Source organism: Bradyrhizobium sp. HKCCYLR20261 (genome assembly GCF_051168435.1).
Taxonomy (GTDB): domain Bacteria; phylum Pseudomonadota; class Alphaproteobacteria; order Rhizobiales; family Xanthobacteraceae; genus Bradyrhizobium.
Genome location: NZ_JBNPUZ010000029.1, coordinates 29,227 through 47,336, shown reverse-complemented (window position 1 = coordinate 47,336; position 18,110 = coordinate 29,227). Strand labels below are relative to the sequence as shown.

The window sequence follows — 18,110 nt, the reverse complement described above, 5'->3', positions numbered from 1 at the left end:
CGCGCAAACAGCGCCATGTCGGTACAACTGGTCGCCCCGCACAACGTCGCCATCAGCGCAATGAACAAAATCTCCGTAAGATCGTGCAGCGCATTGTCTGCGCGCGGGTCGGGCAGGTCTTCGAAGCACTCCGAGAATCGATCCATCGGCAGCTCCTTACATCTCAGGACCACCTTCAGAATCGATTTTTGACCGGATCACAATGCCTTACAGCGTAATTTCACATGCGATTGCCCTGCCCTCCAGGGGAGGGTGGCAGCGGGGCTGCACGCCGCGGAAGCGCTCGCGAGGCGGGTAGACGCGATTCCGTGGAAGCACGTTATGTTGAGGGGACGGCGGTCTTCAAGGCGGCCGCGGCGCGCTCCGCCGCTTCGACACGCCGCGTCCGGAAGGGCGCGATCCGCTCCAGCATGCGTGACAGCACCTCCGGTGGCGCCGTGTCCGGCGAGCCCGCGGTGAAGGGCGGCTCGGGGTTGTATTCGAGCCTGAGCTGAATCGCTTCGGCCGTCGGCCGGTCGACGAGCTGCGCCACGACGGTCAGCGCGAAATCGATGCCCGCGGTGACGCCGCCGCCCGTGATGCGGTTGCGGTCGATGCAGACCCGTTCCTTGCTCACGGTTGCGCCGAACAGCGGCAGGCACTCGCGCGCGCTCCAATGCGTCGCGGCGCGATAACCGTCGAGCAGACCGGCCGCGCCGAGCGCCAGCGAGCCCGTGCATACTGAGGTGATGTATTTGGCTCCCTCGGCCTGGCGGCGGATGAAGCCGATCACCTCGGCATCCCCGAGGATGGCGTCGACACCGAACCCGCCGGGAATGCAGATCACATCGGCTTGCGGGCAATCGGCGAAGGTCGTCGTCGGCATCAAGGTGAGCACGGAGTCCGTCGGAATCGGCTCGATTCGCTTCCAGACGAGATGCAGCGTGGCCCCGGGCACGCTCGAGAACACCTGGACCGGGCCGGTGAGGTCGAGCTGGGTCAGGTTGGGAAACAGGACGAGGGCGATGGACAGCGGTTCGGCCATGACTGCGCTCCCTGACGTTACGGGTTGACGGGAAACACCCTGCATGATCCGCTGCTTGTCTCATATGGCGAATTTCCCTCGATTTCAGCCAAGCCATTCAGTTAGTCCCTTGGTGGAGCGACCCGCATGATCGGCGTGCTCATCTTTCCCGACTTCCAGCTGCTCGATGCCGCCGGGCCCATCTCGGTGTTCGAGATCGCGGCCCGCTACACGGGCGCCGCGCCTGCGATCAGGGTGGTCGCCGCGACGCCGGGGCCGGTGCGGTCGTCATCGGGCGCCGAGATGCTGGCGCGCAAGTTTGGTCGGGTGTCGGGACTGAAGACCCTGCTGATCGCCGGCGGCGAGGGCGTGGAGGCGGCTAGCCGCAATGCCTGCACGCTCAATTTCGTGCGCAAGGTCGCCCAGCGCGGCACCCGCATCGCCAGCATCTGCTCCGGCGCCTTCGTGCTGGCCGAAGCCGGCCTGCTCGACGGACGGCGGGCAACGACGCATTGGCAGCGCACCCGTCAATTCCTGCGCATGTATCCGAACGTCAAACTGGAGCCGGACAGCATCTATGTCCGTGACGGCCAGGTGTGGAGCTCGGCGGGCATCACCGCGGGCATCGATCTCGCGCTCGCCATGGTGGCGGACGACCACGGCGAGGAGATCGCGCAGAAGACGGCGCGGCAGCTCGTGCTGTATCACCGGCGCAGCGGCGGCCAGTCGCAATTCTCCTCGCTGCTCGAGCTGAAGGCGCCGAGCGGGCGTTTCGCCGAGCTCTTGACCTGGGCGCGCGAGCATCTCGACGAACCGCTGACGGTTGATGATCTCGCGGATCGCGCCGGCATGAGCACGCGCCACTTCACTCGTGCTTTCGTCGCCGAGACCGGCACCACGCCGTCGAAGGCGATCGAGCGGCTCAGGCTCGAGGTCGCGCGCGATCACGTCCAGGCCTCGCATCAGCCGATCGAGCTGGTGGCGGAGACGACCGGTTTTCGCGATCCCGAGCGGATGCGCCGCGCCTTCATCCGCGCCTTCGGCCAGCCGCCTCAGGCCTTGCGGCGTGCGGCGCGGGCCGGATAGGCTCAGCCGAGGTCCGTAAGAGATCGCGGAGGTCGCGCGATGGCCGGCACTTCGATGAGCTTGGGGATCATCGTCCCGTCGCCCTATGTGATCGAATTCTCCAAGCTGCGGCAGCAGCTGGAGGAGGCGCATCTCGCCTGGGCGCTCGAATGGAAGCGGGAGCAGCAGGACTTCGTGATCGAGAACATCCGCTTCGCGCATGACCCGCACTGGAAGCAGCGCGTGTTCAGCGTGCAGGCGGCGCGCGACGGTAACAATTGGATCTGGCGCGCGACGCGCGTCATTCTCACGTGCAGCGGATTGTCGGTCTGAGCGGAGCGGCGTGGTCTCACCAGATGAAACTCGCAGCCGCAGAAGGTCCGCTGCAGGGCCGGCGTGCTTTGTAGATGTTCAGGCATGTCGGCGCGTGGTTTGCATCCGGCGATGCCGGACCTATAGTTCGCGGCTTGAAGATATCAGCAGATCGGGGTCATGCGCGTTTCCATCATCACCGGCAGCGGAGCCGGCATCGGCGCTGCCGTCGCGCGCCGTCTCGCAGGGCCGGGGCAAGGCCTGATGCTTCACGGCCAGGGCGCTGATGAAGCTGGGCTTGCGAGGTTGCATAAGGTCGCCGAGAGCTGCCGTGAGGCCGGGGCCGAGGTGGCCATCTATCGCGGCGATCTCGCTACCGCGGGCGCTGCATCTGATCTCGTCGGGGCTGCGCGTACCAAGTTCGGCCGTATCGATGCGCTGGTCCATGCGGCGGGCTTCGCCGATCGCCGCGGCTTTCGCGACCTGCCGCGCGAGGGGCTGGAGCGCTCGCTCCAGGTGATGCCGGCGGCCTTTCATGAGCTCGCGAGCGCGGCGCTGCCGGAGCTGTTGCAGAGCGCGCAGGCGCGGGTCGTCGCGATCTCCAGCTTCGTGGCGCATCGCTTCGTGCCGGGCGGCACCTTTCCCGCGTCGGCCGCCGCCAAGGCGGCGCTGGAGGCGCTGGTGAAATGTCTCGCGATCGAATTGGCCGCGACCGGCGGCTCCGCGAATGTCGTGATGCCCGGCTATACGCGCAAGGACGAGGGCCGGCTCGGCTCGCTCGATCCGGCGGCGTGGCAGAAGGCGGCGGCGGCCAATCCGCAAGCGCGCTTGGCTGAGCCCGACGATATCGCGGCCGCCGTGACCTTCCTGCTGTCGCCCGACGCCGGCCACATCACCGGCGCGGTGCTGCCGGTCGATGGCGGCCTGACCCTGATGTAAATGGATCGATTGATGATGCAGAATGGACTTGAGACCGCCGACGTGGTCGTGCTCGGCGCCGGAATCGTCGGCGTCTCCACAGCCTTCGCCAACCGGGAGCGCGGGCTTTCGGTGGTGCTGGTCGACCGCAAGCTGCCGGGCGAGGAGACCTCCTACGGCAATGCCGGCATTCTGTCCTCGGGCTCGATCCTGCCGCTCAACAAGCCCTCGCTGTTCAAGGCGCTGCCGTCCTATCTCGGCAATCAGAACGCGGCGCTGCGCTGGAATCCGTCCTGGACGTTGCGCAACCTCGACTGGGTGCTGCGCTTTCTTGCGAATGCGGTGGAGTCCCGCGTCAAGCCGCGCGCGATTGCGCTGCATGGGCTGATCGGCGCCTCGCTCAAGCTGCATCGCGACTGGATCGTCCGCGCCGGCGAACCGCAGCGCATCCGCGAGACCGGCTGGCTCAAGGCGTGGCGCAGCGATGCGCTGGCTGCCGCCAAGGCCGAGCAGGCGTTCCTGGCTGAATACGGCATCAAGAGCGAGGTGCTCGATCGGCAGGGCATCTCGGCGCTCGAGCCCAACATCGTGCCGGTCTACAAGGTCGGGCTGCAGCACAGCCAGACGGCGTCGGTGGATTCGCCCGGCAATGTGACGAAAGCCTATGCGCGGATGTTCGAGGGGGCGGGCGGCGTGCTGCGCCAGTCCGAGATCCGGGCGCTGCTGCCCGACGGCGACGGCTGGCGCGTGCTGCTCGGCGACGGCGAGATCCGCGCGCGCAACGTCGTCGTCGCGCTCGGGCCGTGGTCGCCGGATCTTTTGCGGCCGCTCGGCTACAAGGTGCCGATGGCGTTCGAGCGCGGCTATCACCAGGAGTTCACGCCGAACCCGAACCGCACGCTGTTGCGGCCGATCAACGATGCCGAGGGCAGCTTCCTGATGACGCCGATGGAGAACGGTGTGCGCGTCACCTCCGGCGTCGATCTGACCGATCGCGACGCGCCGTCGAACTTCTCTCAGCTCGAACAGGTGGTGCCGCAGGCGCGCGGCGTGATCGAGTTCGGAGAGGCCGTGGCGCAGCCCTGGCGCGGCGCGCGGCCGACCTTGCCGGACTCGCTGCCCATCATCGGGCGGGCGCCGCGGCATTCCGGCCTGTGGCTTGCATTCGGCAACCAGCACATCGGCTTCACCACGGGGCCGGCCACGGGAGCTGCGATCGCCGCGATGATCGCGGGCGAGGCGCCGTCCTTTGACGCCTCCGCCTTCGCGCCGAGCCGGTATCTCTGATGAGCCGCGACCGCGTCACGCCGGAGCCAAGATGAACTACACCTGGGACTTTGCCATTCTCACCAAGTACAGCCATCTGTTCTGGGTGGGGCTCGGCTGGACCATGGCCTATACGCTCGGCACGATCCTGCTCGGGACGGTGATCGGCCTGCTCGTCGGGATCATCCGGCTGCGCCGCCTCGCGGTGATCGACTGGCTCCTGATCGGCTATATCGAGCTGTTCCGCTGCACGCCGCTGCTGGTGCAGATCATCTGGTTCTACTACGCATTCCCGGTGGTGATCGGCGTCAACATCCCGGCGCATGTCGCGGCCGTCACGGTGCTGTCGCTGTATGCTGGCGCGTTTTATGCCGAGATCGTGCGCGGCAGCATCGAGAGCGTGCCGCGCGGGCAATGGGACGCGGCCCGGGCGCTGGGATTGCGTCCCTGGCGGATGATGCGGCTGGTGATCCTGCCGCAGGCGCTGAAGCCGATGCTCGCGCCTTACGTCAACCAGTCGGTGACGCAGCTGAAGAACACCTCGCTGGTGTCGGTGATCGCGGTGCCGGATCTCGTCTACAACGCGACCCTGATCAATGCTGATACCTACCGACCGCTCGAGGTCTACACCATCATCGCGATCATCTATTTCGCGATCCTGTTCCCGGCGACGTTGTTGAGCCGCCGGTTCGAACGGGGGATGAGCTACGACAAGGCGTGAGTTCGTTGCATTGGCCCCGCCGTCATTGCGAGGAGCGAAGCGACGAAGCAATCCAGAGTCTCGCGCGCGGTCCTGGATTGCTTCGCTTCGCTCGCAATGACGGCGGAGAGAGCCGCAGCTTCCCTCAGATATTCACTTCCACCGGCACGTCCTCGGCCTTGACGCCGGCCAGGCCAAGGCCCTTGACGAACCATTCGCGCATCTGGCCGATGCCGCGGTTATAGTCGACCCACACCGCGAGGAAGTCGCGCCAGCGCTTGTCCTGTTCGCGGCGGACGCCCATGCTGGAGGGGATCGCGACTGACGGCGACTGCAGGATCTTGTAGGTGCCGAGATTGGGGTTCTTGGCGATCGCCGTCAGCCCCAAAATCAGCGCGTTGACGACGACGTCGACGCGGCCCGAGGCCATCTCCAGCATCACCTCGTCGCGCGACTTCAGCGACTTGATCGTCGCGTTCGGCGCAAACCGCCGCGCCACGGCTTCGTTGGCGGAGCCGACGTCGACGGCGATCTTGACCTCGGGCTTGTTGATGTCGGCCCAGGTCTTGGCTTCCATGCCCTTCTTCAGCATGGCGCCGAACGGATGCGGGAACACCGTGCCGCAGAAGTCGATGACGAGCGCGCGCTGCGGCGTCGGATTGAGCGCGAAGCCGAGATCGATCTTGCCGGCCTGCAGGTCGAGCACCGAATTGCCGTAGGTCGATTCGACATATTCGAGCTTCACGTCGAGCAGCTTGGCGATGTCGTTGGCCATCTCGATCGAGAAGCCCGACCAGGTGCCGGACGCCAGGTCCTTGTTGAAATAGGGCAGCTCGCCGGGCAGCACTGCGATGCGCAGCACCTTGTTGGCGCGGACGCGGTCCAGCGTGTTGTCGCCGGCCGCCTGCGCCGAGGCGGGCGTCGTCGTCATCGCCGACGCGAGCGCCGCGCCGGAGCCGATCGCGAGCGCATAGCGCAAGGCCTCGCGGCGGTCCTCGGAAATCTTCTGATCGTCTGATGTGGTCACATCAACCTCCTGCACCAATGGCGCGGAGCGTAGCGTCGGCGCCGCACGCCAGCAACAAGCATCTCGGTGCTGATAGCTGTCCTACGCACGACACGCAGCCGCGATGCTGCGCTGCCTCATTCGCGTGCAGGGCTGATCGCCCCGTGATCAGTCCCGCCGGATGGAAGTGATGAGGATCGCAAGCGGTCGACGACAGGTCGCAACAGTTGCGGCGCGAGGTGAATGGGAAACTGGCTCATCGCAAAGTAGAGCCAAGTCATGCCGGGAATTGCGCCGTCGGTCGCCGCGAGCATCAGCCCCATGTTGCGAAGCGACACCATCACGCCCAGCGCCATCGCCCGCTCGCGGCCAAAGCGGCGAAACAGCAGCATCGTGATACCAAGAAGCAGGAAGAACACCGCGAAGGCGAGCACGGCCAGTCCCAGCATGCGGAACGGGCTCGCGACCAGGTCGATCAGGAAATGCGCCATGATGGCGGAGGCGAACACGAACAGGATGAGGATATTGAAGCCGTCGATCGGCGCGCGGTAGCGGCGGATACGGTCGCTGCCGAAGGCGAGGCGGATCACGGCGGCGACCGCCAGCGCGGCTGCGAGGATGCCGGCGAGCTTCAGCCCCAGCGCGGCCGGCGACAGCGCCAGTGTCTCTCCGAGAAAGACATAGGCGAACAGCGGCGCCGTGAAGGGCACCAGCGCGGTCGATGTCACCAGCGTGATCAGCACGAGCGTCGCATCCAGCCCCATCAGCGCCGCGAGCGCGGGCGAGGCCATCATCGGCGAGGCCGAGGCCTGCAGCATCAGCGCGAGATAGAGACCCGGCGCGGCGGCATCGGCGCCCGTGATGTGCCCGATGCTACCGACCAGGGCAGGGACCGCGATCGTGGTCCAGGCGGTTGCCAGGAGCACCAGCCGCGGCCGGCGCAGATGCGCCGACAGCATCGCGATGTCGACGCGCATGAAGGAGATGCAGAGCAGCAGGAAGATCGCGTGCGTGACGTAGGGTCGCGTCAGCTCGCCGACCGGCGGCACGGCGATCGCGACCAGCAGCACCGCCGCAACGGCGCGGGTGCCCTGGTCGCCGAGCCAGCTCAGGGCCCGCAGCGGAACAGCGAGTGGCCCGGAGAACGGCATCGGAATTCCAGTCGATGTGAATCAATGAACGCGCGAACCATGGGCTGGCCGCGCGTTCATGCAAAGTCACATCTGGTTACGGACGATGTCGGCGCCTGATCTCACTGCGCGCTGGAGCCGCCGACCACGATCTTCTCGTTGAGTTTGAAGTCGACGGTCTGCACGGTCTGGTCGATCTCGGGATTGGGCATGCCGATCTGCTGCGCGATCAGCTTCACCAGCAGGTCGACACGCTCGATGAAAGGCGCGCCGGCGGCGACCGCGCGCGCCGCCGACGACGGCTTGAGCAGGCTCTCGGCCGCCTTGGCGTATTTCTCGAACGGCACCTGGTCGCTGGGATCGGCGCCGAGCTTGCGCGCGATCGCATCGACATGCTCGTAGATCGCCTTGGACTGCGCGAGATTGCCGTGCACGGCATCGCGGATCGGCTGCGGCTCGCCGCGCGTGATGCAGCGGTAGTTGCCGGTCAAGAGCATCGACCATTTCGCCAGCGGCACGAACAGCGAGTCGAACACCTTCAGCTTGACCGGCACATCCTGGCCGTCGAGCGTGACGGCATCGATGTCGCGCTCCAGCTCGCGCAGCAGCGCATTGTGCTTGGCGTCCTCGAAGGCCGCGGCCTTGAAGTTCGTCGGCAAGCCGACATGCAGCACGTTGGCGCCTTCCTCCGGAGGACGAAACGCCTGCGGATCGGGCGAGCACAGCGTGACGAGGCCGGGCGTGAAGCGCTCCCACACCGAGGCATTGGTGTAGGCCTCCTCAAGGTCGACGTTGGCCAGCGCCGGAATGCGCTTCAGATAGGGCAGCGGCGGCATGTTCATGATCGAGAGGCACGGCAGCTTCGCCTCGGCGATCTTGACCATCAGCACACGGATCGTGTGATTGGTGTATTGCGGCTCCTGCATCGCCAGGCCGACGAGATCGTAGCGGGAGAGATCGACGGCGTCGGGCGAGACGGCGTCGAGCTTGCCGGGCAGGTCGCGCGAGAAGATCGAGCGATGCGCGGGCTCGTCGCGCAGCTTGATGCGGACCTCCGTGCCCTCGCGATTGATCAGCTCGGCGGTCTTCTTGCGGCACACCAACGTCACGTTGTGGCCGGCCATCAGCAGCTTGGTGCCGAGCAGGGAGCCGTAGGAGGCTCCGAGAATCAGGATATTGCGTGCCATTCCTTGGTTTCCCCAGTGATTGGTTTGCGTTCGCGCTTTTTTATTGGCGATCATGTCGCTCAGACGCCGCCGGACGCCACGGGCCCGGCGAAGCGGTATCCCCGGCTTCGATGTCCGTGGCATACCACGGCTTTCATCCCATGGAATGGGCGATCTGGCAAGTGCAGCGCACCAAAACCGCGGGCCGGCGCGGCCTTCAGCTCAGCGCCATATAGCGCCCTGGCTTGTGGTTGATCGCGATGATGATGTTGACGATCACGATGCCGAGCACCGACAGGGCCAGCCGGTCGACCGGGATGACGAAGAACGCCGCGAGCATGATGAGCCCGTCGACGGCGAGCTGGAAGTAGCCGGCGCGGATCTTCCAGTTCTCCTGCAGGTAAAGCGCCAGGATGTTGATGCCGCCGAGGCCGGTGCGGTGGCGGAACAGCATCAGCAGTCCGGTGCCAGTCAGGCCGGCGCCGATCACCGTCGCGTAGAGCGGGTCGATATGGCTGATGTCGACCCACAAGGCCGTCAGCCGCGAGAACAGCGCGACGAGCCCAACCGCGACGAAGGTGCGGATCGTGAACGGCCAGCCCATGCGCCGCACGGCCAGCGCATAGAACGGCAGGTTGATCAGGAAGAAGCTGACGCCGAAGCCGTAGCCGCTGACATAGCTCAACAGCAGCGACAGGCCGGCGGTGCTGCCGACCAGCAGCAAAGTCTTGCTGTAGATGAGCATGCCGAGCGACACGAACAGCGTGCCGAGCGTCAGCGCCATCGCGTCCTCGTAGAGCTTGTGACGCTCCTGCACCGCGGCCTCGGTCACGCCGGTCATCTCGACGCTCGCTGCCCTCAGAGCGACTTGAACAGGCCGGCGACGCGCGCGACGTCGGCGAGCTTCAGGCCGGCGATGTTGATGCGGCCGGAGGTCGGCATGTACACGCCGTGCTTCTCGCGCAAGGTCATGACCTCCGCCGGCGTCACCGGCAGCAGCGAGAACATGCCCTCCTGGACGCCGATCGCCACGGTGTTGGACCAGCGGCCGCCGAGCGCCTCTGCGAAGGCGCCGCGCAGCGCCGCCAGGCGCTGGCGCATGGTTTCCAACTCGCTGCTCCAGTCGGCGTACAGCTCCGGCGTGCCGAGGATCGTCTTCACGATCGCCGAGCCATGGTCGGGCGGCATCGAATAGCTGGTGCGGGCGAGCGCGACGAGATTGGAGCGCGCGGTCTCGGCCGTGGCCTGCGCCGCGGCGACGGCGTACAGCGCGCCGGTCCGCTCGCGATAGAGGCCGAAGGATTTCGAGCAGGACACCGCGAGCAGCGCCTCGGGGACGGCTGCGATCATTGCCCGCAGGCCGGCGGCGTCGCCGTCGAGGCCGGCGCCGAACCCCTGATAGGCCGAGTCGATCAGCGGCACGAGGCCGCGCGATGCGATCACGTCGGTGATGCGGGCCCAGTCCTGCGCGGTCAACGGGGCCCCGGTGGGGTTGTGGCAGGAGGCGTGGATGAGGACGGCATCGCCCGGCGCGGCGCGCCGCAGCGCCTCCAGCATGCGATCGAGCTGGAGCGTCTGCGAGGTGACATCGAAATAGGGATAGGTCTCGATCGCGAGGCCCGCGGCTTCGAAGATCCCGGCGTGATTGGGCCAGCTCGGCAGGCCCAGCCAGATCTTACCGGTGCCGGCCTGGCGGATCAGGTCGGCGGCGAGCCGGAGCGCGCCGGAGCCGCCGGGGGTCTGCACGCCCGCGGCATGGACGGAAGAGGCCTTGCCGCCGACCATCGACCACAGCAGGTCGAGGAAGGCCTGGTCGCCTTCCGGTGCCACATAGGCCTTGCTGCTCTGGCTCTCCCAGATCAGGCGCTCGGCTGCCTTCACGGCGCGAAAGATCGGCGAATTGCCGGCCTCGTCGCGATAGACGCCGACGCCGAGATCGACCTTGTCGGCCCGCGTGTCGGCCTTGAAGATGCCGATCAAAGCGAGCAGGGGATCATCGGGCTGGCGGGTCAGTCGTTCGAACATCGGGGCAATCCTGTCGGCTGGCAGCCCTGCGGGCGGCCATTGCCGTCCTCGCGGGCGCGCGGACATTATCCGGGTTGCAGCGCAAAAACAGCCGGATTTTCCGCAACGCTCGGCCGCACCCCGCGAATGCGCAATCGGCAAACCATCATCCGCCCAGCGGGGTCAGATTCGCGGCTTCGGCGCGGGCACGCGGTCGGCGTCGCCGGAGTTCGGTTCGCCCTTGGGTTCGATGAGGAGCACCTTGACCTCCTTTGCCGCGCGCGGGCGGTGAACGACGCCTTTGGGGACGACGAACAACTCGCCGGCCTTCACCGTCCGCGACGGCTGCCCCTGGATGTCCATTTCCATTTCGCCTTCGAGCACGAGGAAGAAGTCGTCCGTCGTGTCATGCTTGTGGAAGGGAAATTCGCCGATGAATTTCACGACCATCACGTCATTGTCGTTGTAGTCGGCGACGACGTGCGGGTCCCAATGGCTCGTGAATTGGCTCAGCTTGTCGGCGAGGTTCACGGTCTTCATGGGGAAGTCTCCTGCTGCGAACAAGACAAATGTGAGCGGTACGGTCGGCTTGCACGGCATGTCGTCGCTGTTCACGCGCGAGCAAGCCGCTCTCGCACGAGCGGAATTCATCACATCCGAGAACGCGCCCCGCGAAATCGCCGGGCGTGTGCCATCTCGAGCGCAGCGTGGGGATGCTCAGATGCCGCTTGGACGATCCAGCTGCTTCAGCCATGCGCCGATGTCGCGCGCGGCTACATTGGCCTGGTCGAGCAGCTTGCCCATGGTGAAGAAGCCGTGGAATTGGCCGGGATGGGTGCGATGCGTGACCGGCACGCCGGCCTCGCGCAGGCGGCGCGCGTAGTCGTCACCTTCGTCGCGGAGCGGGTCGGCGCCGGCGGTGAGCACATAGGCGGGCGGTAAGCCGGCGAGCGTCTCGGCCTTCGCCGGCGAGGCGCGCCAGTCATGGATGTCGGCGGCGCTGTTGAGATAGTGATCGCGAAACCAGCGGATGACCGAATGCGTCAGCAACACGCTGGTCTCGGGCTCGCTGTGCGAAGGATGGCTCATCGCAAAGTCGGTGGCCGGATAGATCAGCACCTGGCCGGAGAGCTTCGGGCCGTTGCCGTCACGTGCTGAGAGCGCGACCACGGCGGCGAGATTGCCGCCGGCGGAATCGCCGCCCACGCTGAGGCGTGACGCATCGATGCCGAGCGACGCCGCATGGGCGGCGACCCATTGCGTAGCCGCGAACGCGTCGTCGACGGCCGCCGGAAACTTGTGCTCGGGCGCGAGACGGTAATCGATCGAGACGACGATCAGCTCGCTTTCATGCGCGAGCGCACGGCAGACCACGTCGTGCGAGTCCAGATTGCCGATCACCCAGCCGCCGCCGTGGAAGAACACGAGGCCCGGCGCGAGGCCACCGAATTGTCGCACGGATTTCGGCCGATAGAGCCGGGCGAGGATCGCGCCGTGCGGGGCGGGGATGGCGAGGTCCTTGACCTCCGCGAGCTCCGCCGGCTCCGGATTGCTTACGGTGCGCGCGGCGAGATAGTAGTCCCGCGCCTCCTGCGGTGTTAGCGTCTCATAGGCCGGACGGCCGGCCTCCTGGAACGCCTTGTAGACGGCGGCGGCATCGGCATCGAGTTGAACGGGCATCGCAGAGAACCTGTCGCTTTGAAGAGAGCTGTTAAGGTGAAAGATTGTCAGGCGGCGGTGCGGCCGCCGTCGACGGTGTAGGCGGCGCCCGAGACGTAGCTCGCATCGTCCGAGGCGAGGAAGGCGACGATTGCCGCCACCTCCGCGCCCTGTCCGAGGCGGCGTGCCGGCACGCGGTCCACGACCTTCTCGATCGGAACGGCAGGTCCGCTGCGCCCCTCGATAATCGCGCTGAGCATGCGGCTGTCGATCAGGCCGGGGCAGATGCAGTTCACGCGCACGTTCGTGCCGGTGCATTCCCATGACGCGCTCTTGGTCAGGCCGATCACCGCGTGCTTGCTGGCGCTGTAGACGGCGATCTGCGGCGAGCCGATCAGGCCGGCGATCGAGGCGGTGTTGATGATCGAGCCGCGGTTCTGCTTCAGCATCACCGGCAGCACGTGCTTCAGGCCGAGGAAGACGCCGACGACGTTGACGTCGAGCACGCGACGGAAGGCGTCGAGCGGATAGTCGGTGATCGACTTGATCTCGCCCTCGACGCCGGCATTGTTGAAGAACACATCGATGGTACCGAAGCGATCGCAGGCCTCGCGGACATAGGATGCGACCTGCGCCTCGTCGGTGACATCCGCCGTGATGGCGAGTGTCTCGGCGCCGGCGGGGAGGGCGCGCGTCGCTTCGTTGAGGTCCTGCTCCCGCCGGTCGACGGCGACAATGCGGGCGCCGCGCGCGGCGAGGAACTGCATGGTCGCGGCCCCGATCACCCCGGCCGCGCCGGTGACGACGGCGACCCTGCCGTCGAGACGGATCGAATCAGGCATCTGTTTCCTTCCCGTGCGCCGCGGCTCGGGGCCGCGGTCTTGTCGCGTGTTGGTTTCACGCTATGTCTTGATCATGCAACTATCTCATTGGATGAACCAGATGGCCACCTCGCGGTGCGCTGGTAAGTCGCCCTTTCCCCGCCGTATTCGGCGTGTTAACGGGAGGGCTGATCGAGAGCGGCGGATGGGTCATGACGCGATTTGATTGTCCCGAACCCCGATTCGCCTGATAAAGCCGCGCGAGATGCACCGAACAATCGCCCTGACCGGTATCGCGGCATTGCTGGCCGCCACATCCCTCACGCTGGCTGCGCCTGCGCACGCGCAGATCGGCACCATTTTCTCCGATCCTGTTCCCCGGCCGCCCGGCAACATTCCGCGTCGCGGAGAACCAATGCCGCCGCCCGACGAGGAGGAAGAGGTTCCCGAGCTGCCGCAGGGGCGTGTGCTGCCGGCGCCGACGCGGCCGCCGCCAGGGCAGGGCGCCGCCTTGCCGGGACCGGTGCAGTCGCAGCCCTTGGCGCCGCCTCCAGGAACGACGATCCTGCCGCAGAACAATCCGCCGGTTGCGGCCGCGCCGCCGGGCGGCCAGCCCGGCGCTGCGCCCGGTCAGCGGCCGGCCCCCCGTGGCGCGCCCCAGAACGCGGCCATTCCGCCGAACGGTGCCGTGCCGCAGACGCCGGCGACCATTCAGCCGGGCGACGAGGTGGTCACCGAGCTGCCGACGCAGAAGATCGTGAACAAGAAGGCGAGCTTCTCGGGGCTCGACAAGATCACCGGACGGATCATCAATTTCGACGAGGATATCGGCGAGACCGTGCAGTTCGGCGCGCTCCGGGTGAAGACCGACGCCTGCTACACGCGGCCGGCCACGGAAGCCGCCAACACCGACGCTTTCGTGCAGGTCGACGAGATCACCTTGCAGGGCGAGGTGAAGCGGATCTTCTCCGGCTGGATGTTCGCGGCCAGCCCCGGCCTGCACGGCGTGGAGCACCCGATCTACGACATCTGGCTGGTCGACTGCAAAGAGCCGCAGAACACGGTTGCGAGCGCCGCGCCCGATCAGAAGCCCGCGGCAGCCCCGCAGCCGGCGCAAAAGCGCCCGCCGCAGCAGAAGCAGGCCGCGCCTCGGCCGCCAGGACCACCGCCGCAGTACCAGACGCAGCAGGTGCCACCGCCGCCCCCGCCGCCCCAGTCGGGCGGACCGTTCGGCGGCGTGTTCCGATAGACGGCCTCAGCCGCGCGCGGCAATGATCGCGAGCGCGTCGGCCCCCGCAAGGGGCCGGTCTACCGGTAGCCTAACGAAATTCGCGGCCGGCCCGGTCAGCGCCTTTTCCAGCAGCACCGTGTAACGGCGGCGTGGAATCTCCACGGCGCCGAACGTCTTCAGGTGATCGGTCACATACTGCGTGTCGAGCAGCTCGAAGCCGCCGGCGATCAGCCGGGCCACAAGATGCACCAGCGCGACCTTCGAGGCGTCGCGGGCGCGGTGGAACATGCTCTCGCCGAAGAAGGCCCGGCCCAGGCTGACGCCGTAGAGGCCGCCGACCAGCTCGCCGTCCTGCCAGCACTCGACGCTGTGACAATGGCCCATCGCATAGAGGCCGCTGTAGAGCTCGCGGATGCGCCGGTTGATCCAGGTGTCCTCGCGGCCGGGCTGCGGCTCGGCGCAGCCATCCATCACCGCCTTGAACGCCTGGTTCACGGTCACCGTGAACGCGTCGGAGCGCACGGTGCGGGCGAGCCGGGAGGCGACGCGGAAGCCGTCCAATGGAATGAGGCCGCGCAGCTCCGGCTCGACCCAGAACAGCGAGGGGTCGTCGGCGCTTTCGGCCATCGGGAAGATGCCGCAGGCATAGGCACGCAGCAGGACCTCGGGCGTGATCTCGGACGCTGCGGAGTCGCGCGAATTCATGGTGTGAGCATAGCAGGCGGCGACGCGTCGCGCGACGGTCGCGTGGCGGCTAGCCGACGGCGGCGGCGGCCGGCTTCGGCGCATCCTTTACGAGGCGGAAGCGGACCACGATCTTGGTGCCGGAATGGCTCGGATCCGGACCGAACGTCGCATCGAGCTTGGTCGCCATCGCGCTGACGATGCGCTGGCCCATGCCGGTTGAGCGCGGGTCGCTGGTGGCGTTGAGGCCGACGCCGTTGTCGGCGATCGACAGCACGATGTCGTCACCGATGAGCTTCAGCTCGACATGGATCGGACCGGGTCCATCGGGATAGGCGTACTTCACCGCGTTCATGACCAGCTCGTTGACGACGATGCCGATCGCCACCGCGCGGTCCGGATCGATCTCGACCGGCTCCGCCTTCAAGGTCAGCCGCGACATCCGGTTGCCCTCTGCCGACCGGCGAAGGTCGTCGAGCAGGGAGTCGAGATACTGGTTCAGCATCACGCTCTTGAGGTCCTGCGACGTGTAGAGCCGGCGGTGCACCTGGGCCACGGCGGCGACACGGCCCATGGCGTTGGTGAGCGCGGCCTTGACGTCGTCCTGGGTGCTCGAATTGGCCTGCAGATGCAGCAGCGAGGCGATGATCTGCAGCGAGTTGCCGACGCGGTGGTTGACCTCGCGGAGCAGCACCTCGCGCTCGGCGGCGAGCGCGGCAAAGCGGTCGCGCGAGGCGCGCACTTCGGCCTCCGCCTCGTCGCGGGCCTTCTGCAACCTCGCCTGGCGCACCGCACCTTCGGCCGCGACCTGCAGCAGCGGAACGAACTCGCCCTGCACGTCCTTGACGAGATAATCCGCGGCGCCCGCCTTCAGTGCGGTGACCGCGATCTTGGAATCCTGCGAGGCGGTGACGAACACCACCGGCGGCGCCTCGGGCAGCGCCATGATGCGTTCCAGCGTCTCCAGCCCGTCGAGACCCGGCATGTACTGATCGAGCGCGACGACATCGATGCCGCCGCTCTTGAGCCGATCCAGGCCCTTGCTGCCGTCGAGGGCGTGCTCCACCGTGAAGCCCAGGCGCTTGAGCCCGCGCTCCACCAGCCGTGCCAGCGCCGCGTCGTCGTCGATGTAGAGCAGCGTGGGGCCGGCGGTTGTCATGCTGCGGGCGGAACCTGGATGACGGAGAAGAACAGGCCGAGCTGGCGGATGGCGTTGGCGAAGCTCTCGTAGTTGACCGGCTTGGTGATGTAGACGTTGCAGCCGAGCTCGTAGCAGCGCTTGATCTCCTGGGAGTCGTCGGTGGTCGTCAGGATGACCACCGGCGCGCTCTTCAGGTAGCTGTTCTGCTTGACCATCTTCAGGATGTCGATGCCGGTCATGTCCGGCAGATTGAGGTCGAGCAGAATCAGGAGCGCATTGCCTTTGTGATCGAGGCCCGTGCCGTCAGCGCCCATCAGATACTTCACCGCATCTGTACCGTTGGTGAACGGCTTGATCTCGTTGTTGACGCCGGAACGGCGGATGTTCCGCTCGATCAAGCGGGCGTGGCCTTCGTCGTCCTCGATCATGATGATCGTCACGGGCATGGTCATCTATCTGAGTTCCGGTTAGAGGCGTTCCAGTTGATCGGGAGCGTGATGGTGAACGTGCTGCCCTGGTCGAGTTCCGAGGCGACCGACATGGTTCCACCGAGCCGGCGCACGAGAGCGCGTACATGGGCCAATCCGATCCCCTGACCCGGACGGTCCTGGGTCCCGGCGCGGCGGAACAGATCAAAGATACGCTGGTGGTCACGGGGATCAATCCCCCGGCCGTTATCCGTGATCTCGAAGATCGCAAAACCGAGCTTGGTGCGGGCGCGGATGGCGATGTCGCCGGGAACCCCCGGCTTGAGATATTTGATCGCGTTGTCGATCAGGTTCGAGAAGATCTGCTCCAGCGCCAGGCGGTCGCTGACGATGGCCGGCAGGGGTTCAACGCGGATCGTGGTGTCGGTTTCCGCCGCCTGATGCGCCATCGTCGAGACGATGCCTTCGATCAGTTCGCGGGTGTCGATGCGGATGGGCACGAATTCGCGGCGGCCTTCGCGCGTCAGATTGAGGATCGCGTTGATCAGCCGGTCCATCTTGCCGATCGAGGACTTGATGAAGCCGAGGGCCTCGGAGAAATCCTCCGACAGCTGCTTGTCGGCGCCCTCGAGTTCCGGCTCGCTGCCCTCGGCCGGCGGCGGCGCGTCGGACACGGCCCGCGCCAGGGTCGCGATGCGGCGGAAGATGTCGTTGCGCAGCTCGTCGAGCTCGCTGGTGAAGCCCATGATGTTGACCAGCGGCGAGCGCAGGTCGTGGCTCACAATGTAGGCGAAGCGCTGGATTTCCTCATTGGCCTCGCGAAGATCGGCGGTGCGCTCGTCGACGGTCGATTCGAGGTTCAGGTTGCTCTCGCGCAGCTTGGCCTCGGCCTCGTCGCGCGCCTGCGTCGAGCGCCGCACCAGGAGCACCGAGATGATGGCGAGCAGGACCACCAGCGCAGAACCGGTGACGGTGACGATGGTCGCGAGCTGCTGGCTGTGATCCGCCGCGGTGGTGCGCGTGGCGAGCAGGCGCTCCTCTTCGATGCGCATCGCTTCCGCCGCGGTCCGCATCGTGGTGCTGCTGTCGGTCGAGGCGGCGTCGCGTACCAGGGCGATTGCGGCCGGGAGATCACCGGAGGCAACGAGGGCCTTCTCGCGGTCGAACTGCGAGAGCCGCATCTCGATCACGCTGCGCAGCCTGGCGAGGTTGTCGACCTGTACCTGGTTGTCGGCGACGAGCGTTGCGAGCTTGTCGAGCAGCGGCCGGATCGCGCTCACGGCGTTCTCGTGATCCCGCAGGAAGTCAGGGCTCTGCGTCAGCAGGTAGGCGCGCGCGCCGCTCTCGGCGCGGCGCACCTCCAGCAGCACGGCGTTGATCTGGTTCTCGGCCTCGACGGTATGGACGACCCATGCGCTGTCGCTGCGGGCCTTGTTGACCAGCAGGACCGAAGCGGTGCTGACGATGACCAGCACGAGAAATCCCGCCGACAACAGCAGGATTTGTCCCAGCGTGCGCCGATGTCTGACCTCAGGCGCCACCGCTTACTCGCATGTCGATGATAATTCTTGCCCCC

Annotated in this window: 20 protein-coding genes; 6 read left to right on the top strand and 14 right to left on the bottom strand. The window is 66.7% G+C overall.

Features of this window, described 5'->3' with window-relative positions:
* Window positions 1-146 (bottom strand): transposase family protein (locus ACQR1L_RS34190; protein WP_434862307.1); only part of this gene is annotated, 146 nt, incomplete at its 3' end.
* Window positions 147-319: 173 nt separating this feature from the next.
* Window positions 320-1,024: a DJ-1/PfpI family protein gene (locus tag ACQR1L_RS34185; RefSeq protein ID WP_434862305.1), complete on the bottom strand. Its 705-nt coding sequence runs from the start codon at window positions 1,022-1,024 to the stop codon at window positions 320-322.
* Between the two features lie 126 nt (window positions 1,025-1,150).
* On the opposite strand from ACQR1L_RS34185, the gene ACQR1L_RS34180 reads away from it, so the two are divergent.
* The 5 genes from ACQR1L_RS34180 (at window position 1,151) to ACQR1L_RS34160 (ending at window position 5,285) form a co-directional block, all read left to right on the top strand.
* Complete coding sequence (locus tag ACQR1L_RS34180; protein ID WP_434862304.1) at window positions 1,151-2,089, top strand: GlxA family transcriptional regulator; 939 nt, start codon at window positions 1,151-1,153, stop codon at window positions 2,087-2,089.
* A gap of 39 nt (window positions 2,090-2,128) precedes the next feature.
* Window positions 2,129-2,401, top strand: a complete 273-nt coding sequence (locus ACQR1L_RS34175; protein WP_434862303.1) for a hypothetical protein — start codon at window positions 2,129-2,131, stop codon at window positions 2,399-2,401.
* A 159-nt stretch (window positions 2,402-2,560) separates the two neighbouring features.
* A complete protein-coding gene (locus ACQR1L_RS34170; RefSeq protein ID WP_434862302.1) occupies window positions 2,561-3,319 on the top strand; it encodes an SDR family NAD(P)-dependent oxidoreductase in 759 nt (252 codons plus the stop codon).
* 15 nt (window positions 3,320-3,334) lie between these two features.
* Window positions 3,335-4,585, top strand: a complete 1,251-nt coding sequence (locus tag ACQR1L_RS34165) for an NAD(P)/FAD-dependent oxidoreductase (protein ID WP_434862301.1) — start codon at window positions 3,335-3,337, stop codon at window positions 4,583-4,585.
* Between the two features lie 31 nt (window positions 4,586-4,616).
* Window positions 4,617-5,285, top strand: coding sequence for an amino acid ABC transporter permease (locus ACQR1L_RS34160; RefSeq protein ID WP_434862300.1), 669 nt, complete (start codon window positions 4,617-4,619; stop codon window positions 5,283-5,285).
* 124 nt (window positions 5,286-5,409) lie between these two features.
* Here ACQR1L_RS34160 and ACQR1L_RS34155 read toward each other — a convergent pair whose 3' ends face one another.
* The 8 genes from ACQR1L_RS34155 to ACQR1L_RS34120 form a co-directional block, all read right to left on the bottom strand.
* Window positions 5,410-6,291 (bottom strand): transporter substrate-binding domain-containing protein, encoded by an 882-nt coding sequence (locus ACQR1L_RS34155; RefSeq protein WP_434862299.1) that lies wholly within the window; start codon window positions 6,289-6,291, stop codon window positions 5,410-5,412.
* A gap of 116 nt (window positions 6,292-6,407) precedes the next feature.
* Complete coding sequence (locus tag ACQR1L_RS34150; RefSeq protein WP_434862298.1) at window positions 6,408-7,421, bottom strand: Na+-dependent transporter; 1,014 nt, start codon at window positions 7,419-7,421, stop codon at window positions 6,408-6,410.
* A 101-nt stretch (window positions 7,422-7,522) separates the two neighbouring features.
* The gene (locus ACQR1L_RS34145) at window positions 7,523-8,587 is read right to left on the bottom strand and encodes a ketopantoate reductase family protein (RefSeq protein ID WP_434862297.1); all 1,065 of its coding nucleotides are present in this window, start codon (window positions 8,585-8,587) and stop codon (window positions 7,523-7,525) included.
* A 196-nt stretch (window positions 8,588-8,783) separates the two neighbouring features.
* Complete coding sequence (locus tag ACQR1L_RS34140) at window positions 8,784-9,407, bottom strand: YitT family protein (RefSeq protein ID WP_434862296.1); 624 nt, start codon at window positions 9,405-9,407, stop codon at window positions 8,784-8,786.
* A 17-nt stretch (window positions 9,408-9,424) separates the two neighbouring features.
* Window positions 9,425-10,591 carry an amino acid aminotransferase gene (locus ACQR1L_RS34135; RefSeq protein WP_434862295.1) on the bottom strand — a complete coding sequence of 389 codons (1,167 nt, stop codon included), beginning with the start codon at window positions 10,589-10,591 and terminating at the stop codon, window positions 9,425-9,427.
* 162 nt (window positions 10,592-10,753) lie between these two features.
* Window positions 10,754-11,110, bottom strand: coding sequence for a cupin domain-containing protein (locus ACQR1L_RS34130; protein ID WP_434862294.1), 357 nt, complete (start codon window positions 11,108-11,110; stop codon window positions 10,754-10,756).
* 177 nt (window positions 11,111-11,287) lie between these two features.
* Window positions 11,288-12,250: an alpha/beta hydrolase gene (locus ACQR1L_RS34125; protein WP_434862293.1), complete on the bottom strand. Its 963-nt coding sequence runs from the start codon at window positions 12,248-12,250 to the stop codon at window positions 11,288-11,290.
* 47 nt (window positions 12,251-12,297) lie between these two features.
* Window positions 12,298-13,071 carry an SDR family NAD(P)-dependent oxidoreductase gene (locus tag ACQR1L_RS34120; protein ID WP_434862292.1) on the bottom strand — a complete coding sequence of 258 codons (774 nt, stop codon included), beginning with the start codon at window positions 13,069-13,071 and terminating at the stop codon, window positions 12,298-12,300.
* A gap of 244 nt (window positions 13,072-13,315) precedes the next feature.
* Between ACQR1L_RS34120 and ACQR1L_RS34115 the strand changes: the two genes are divergently transcribed.
* Window positions 13,316-14,299, top strand: coding sequence for a DUF2155 domain-containing protein (locus ACQR1L_RS34115; protein WP_434862291.1), 984 nt, complete (start codon window positions 13,316-13,318; stop codon window positions 14,297-14,299).
* Window positions 14,300-14,305: 6 nt separating this feature from the next.
* On the opposite strand, the gene aat is transcribed toward ACQR1L_RS34115, so the two are convergent.
* The 4 genes from aat to ACQR1L_RS34095 are packed head-to-tail and all read right to left on the bottom strand — an operon-like array spanning window position 14,306 to window position 18,075.
* A complete protein-coding gene (aat, locus tag ACQR1L_RS34110; RefSeq protein ID WP_434862290.1) occupies window positions 14,306-14,986 on the bottom strand; it encodes a leucyl/phenylalanyl-tRNA--protein transferase in 681 nt (226 codons plus the stop codon).
* Window positions 14,987-15,035: 49 nt separating this feature from the next.
* Entirely contained in the window at window positions 15,036-16,124 is a 1,089-nt protein-coding gene (locus ACQR1L_RS34105) for a sensor histidine kinase (protein ID WP_434862289.1), read from the bottom strand.
* Window positions 16,121-16,558 carry a response regulator gene (locus tag ACQR1L_RS34100; RefSeq protein WP_434862288.1) on the bottom strand — a complete coding sequence of 146 codons (438 nt, stop codon included), beginning with the start codon at window positions 16,556-16,558 and terminating at the stop codon, window positions 16,121-16,123. Before ACQR1L_RS34100 ends, ACQR1L_RS34105 begins: the two co-directional genes overlap by 4 nt.
* Window positions 16,555-18,075, bottom strand: a complete 1,521-nt coding sequence (locus ACQR1L_RS34095) for a sensor histidine kinase (RefSeq protein WP_434862287.1) — start codon at window positions 18,073-18,075, stop codon at window positions 16,555-16,557. Before ACQR1L_RS34095 ends, ACQR1L_RS34100 begins: the two co-directional genes overlap by 4 nt.
* Window positions 18,076-18,110 lie beyond the last annotated feature (35 nt).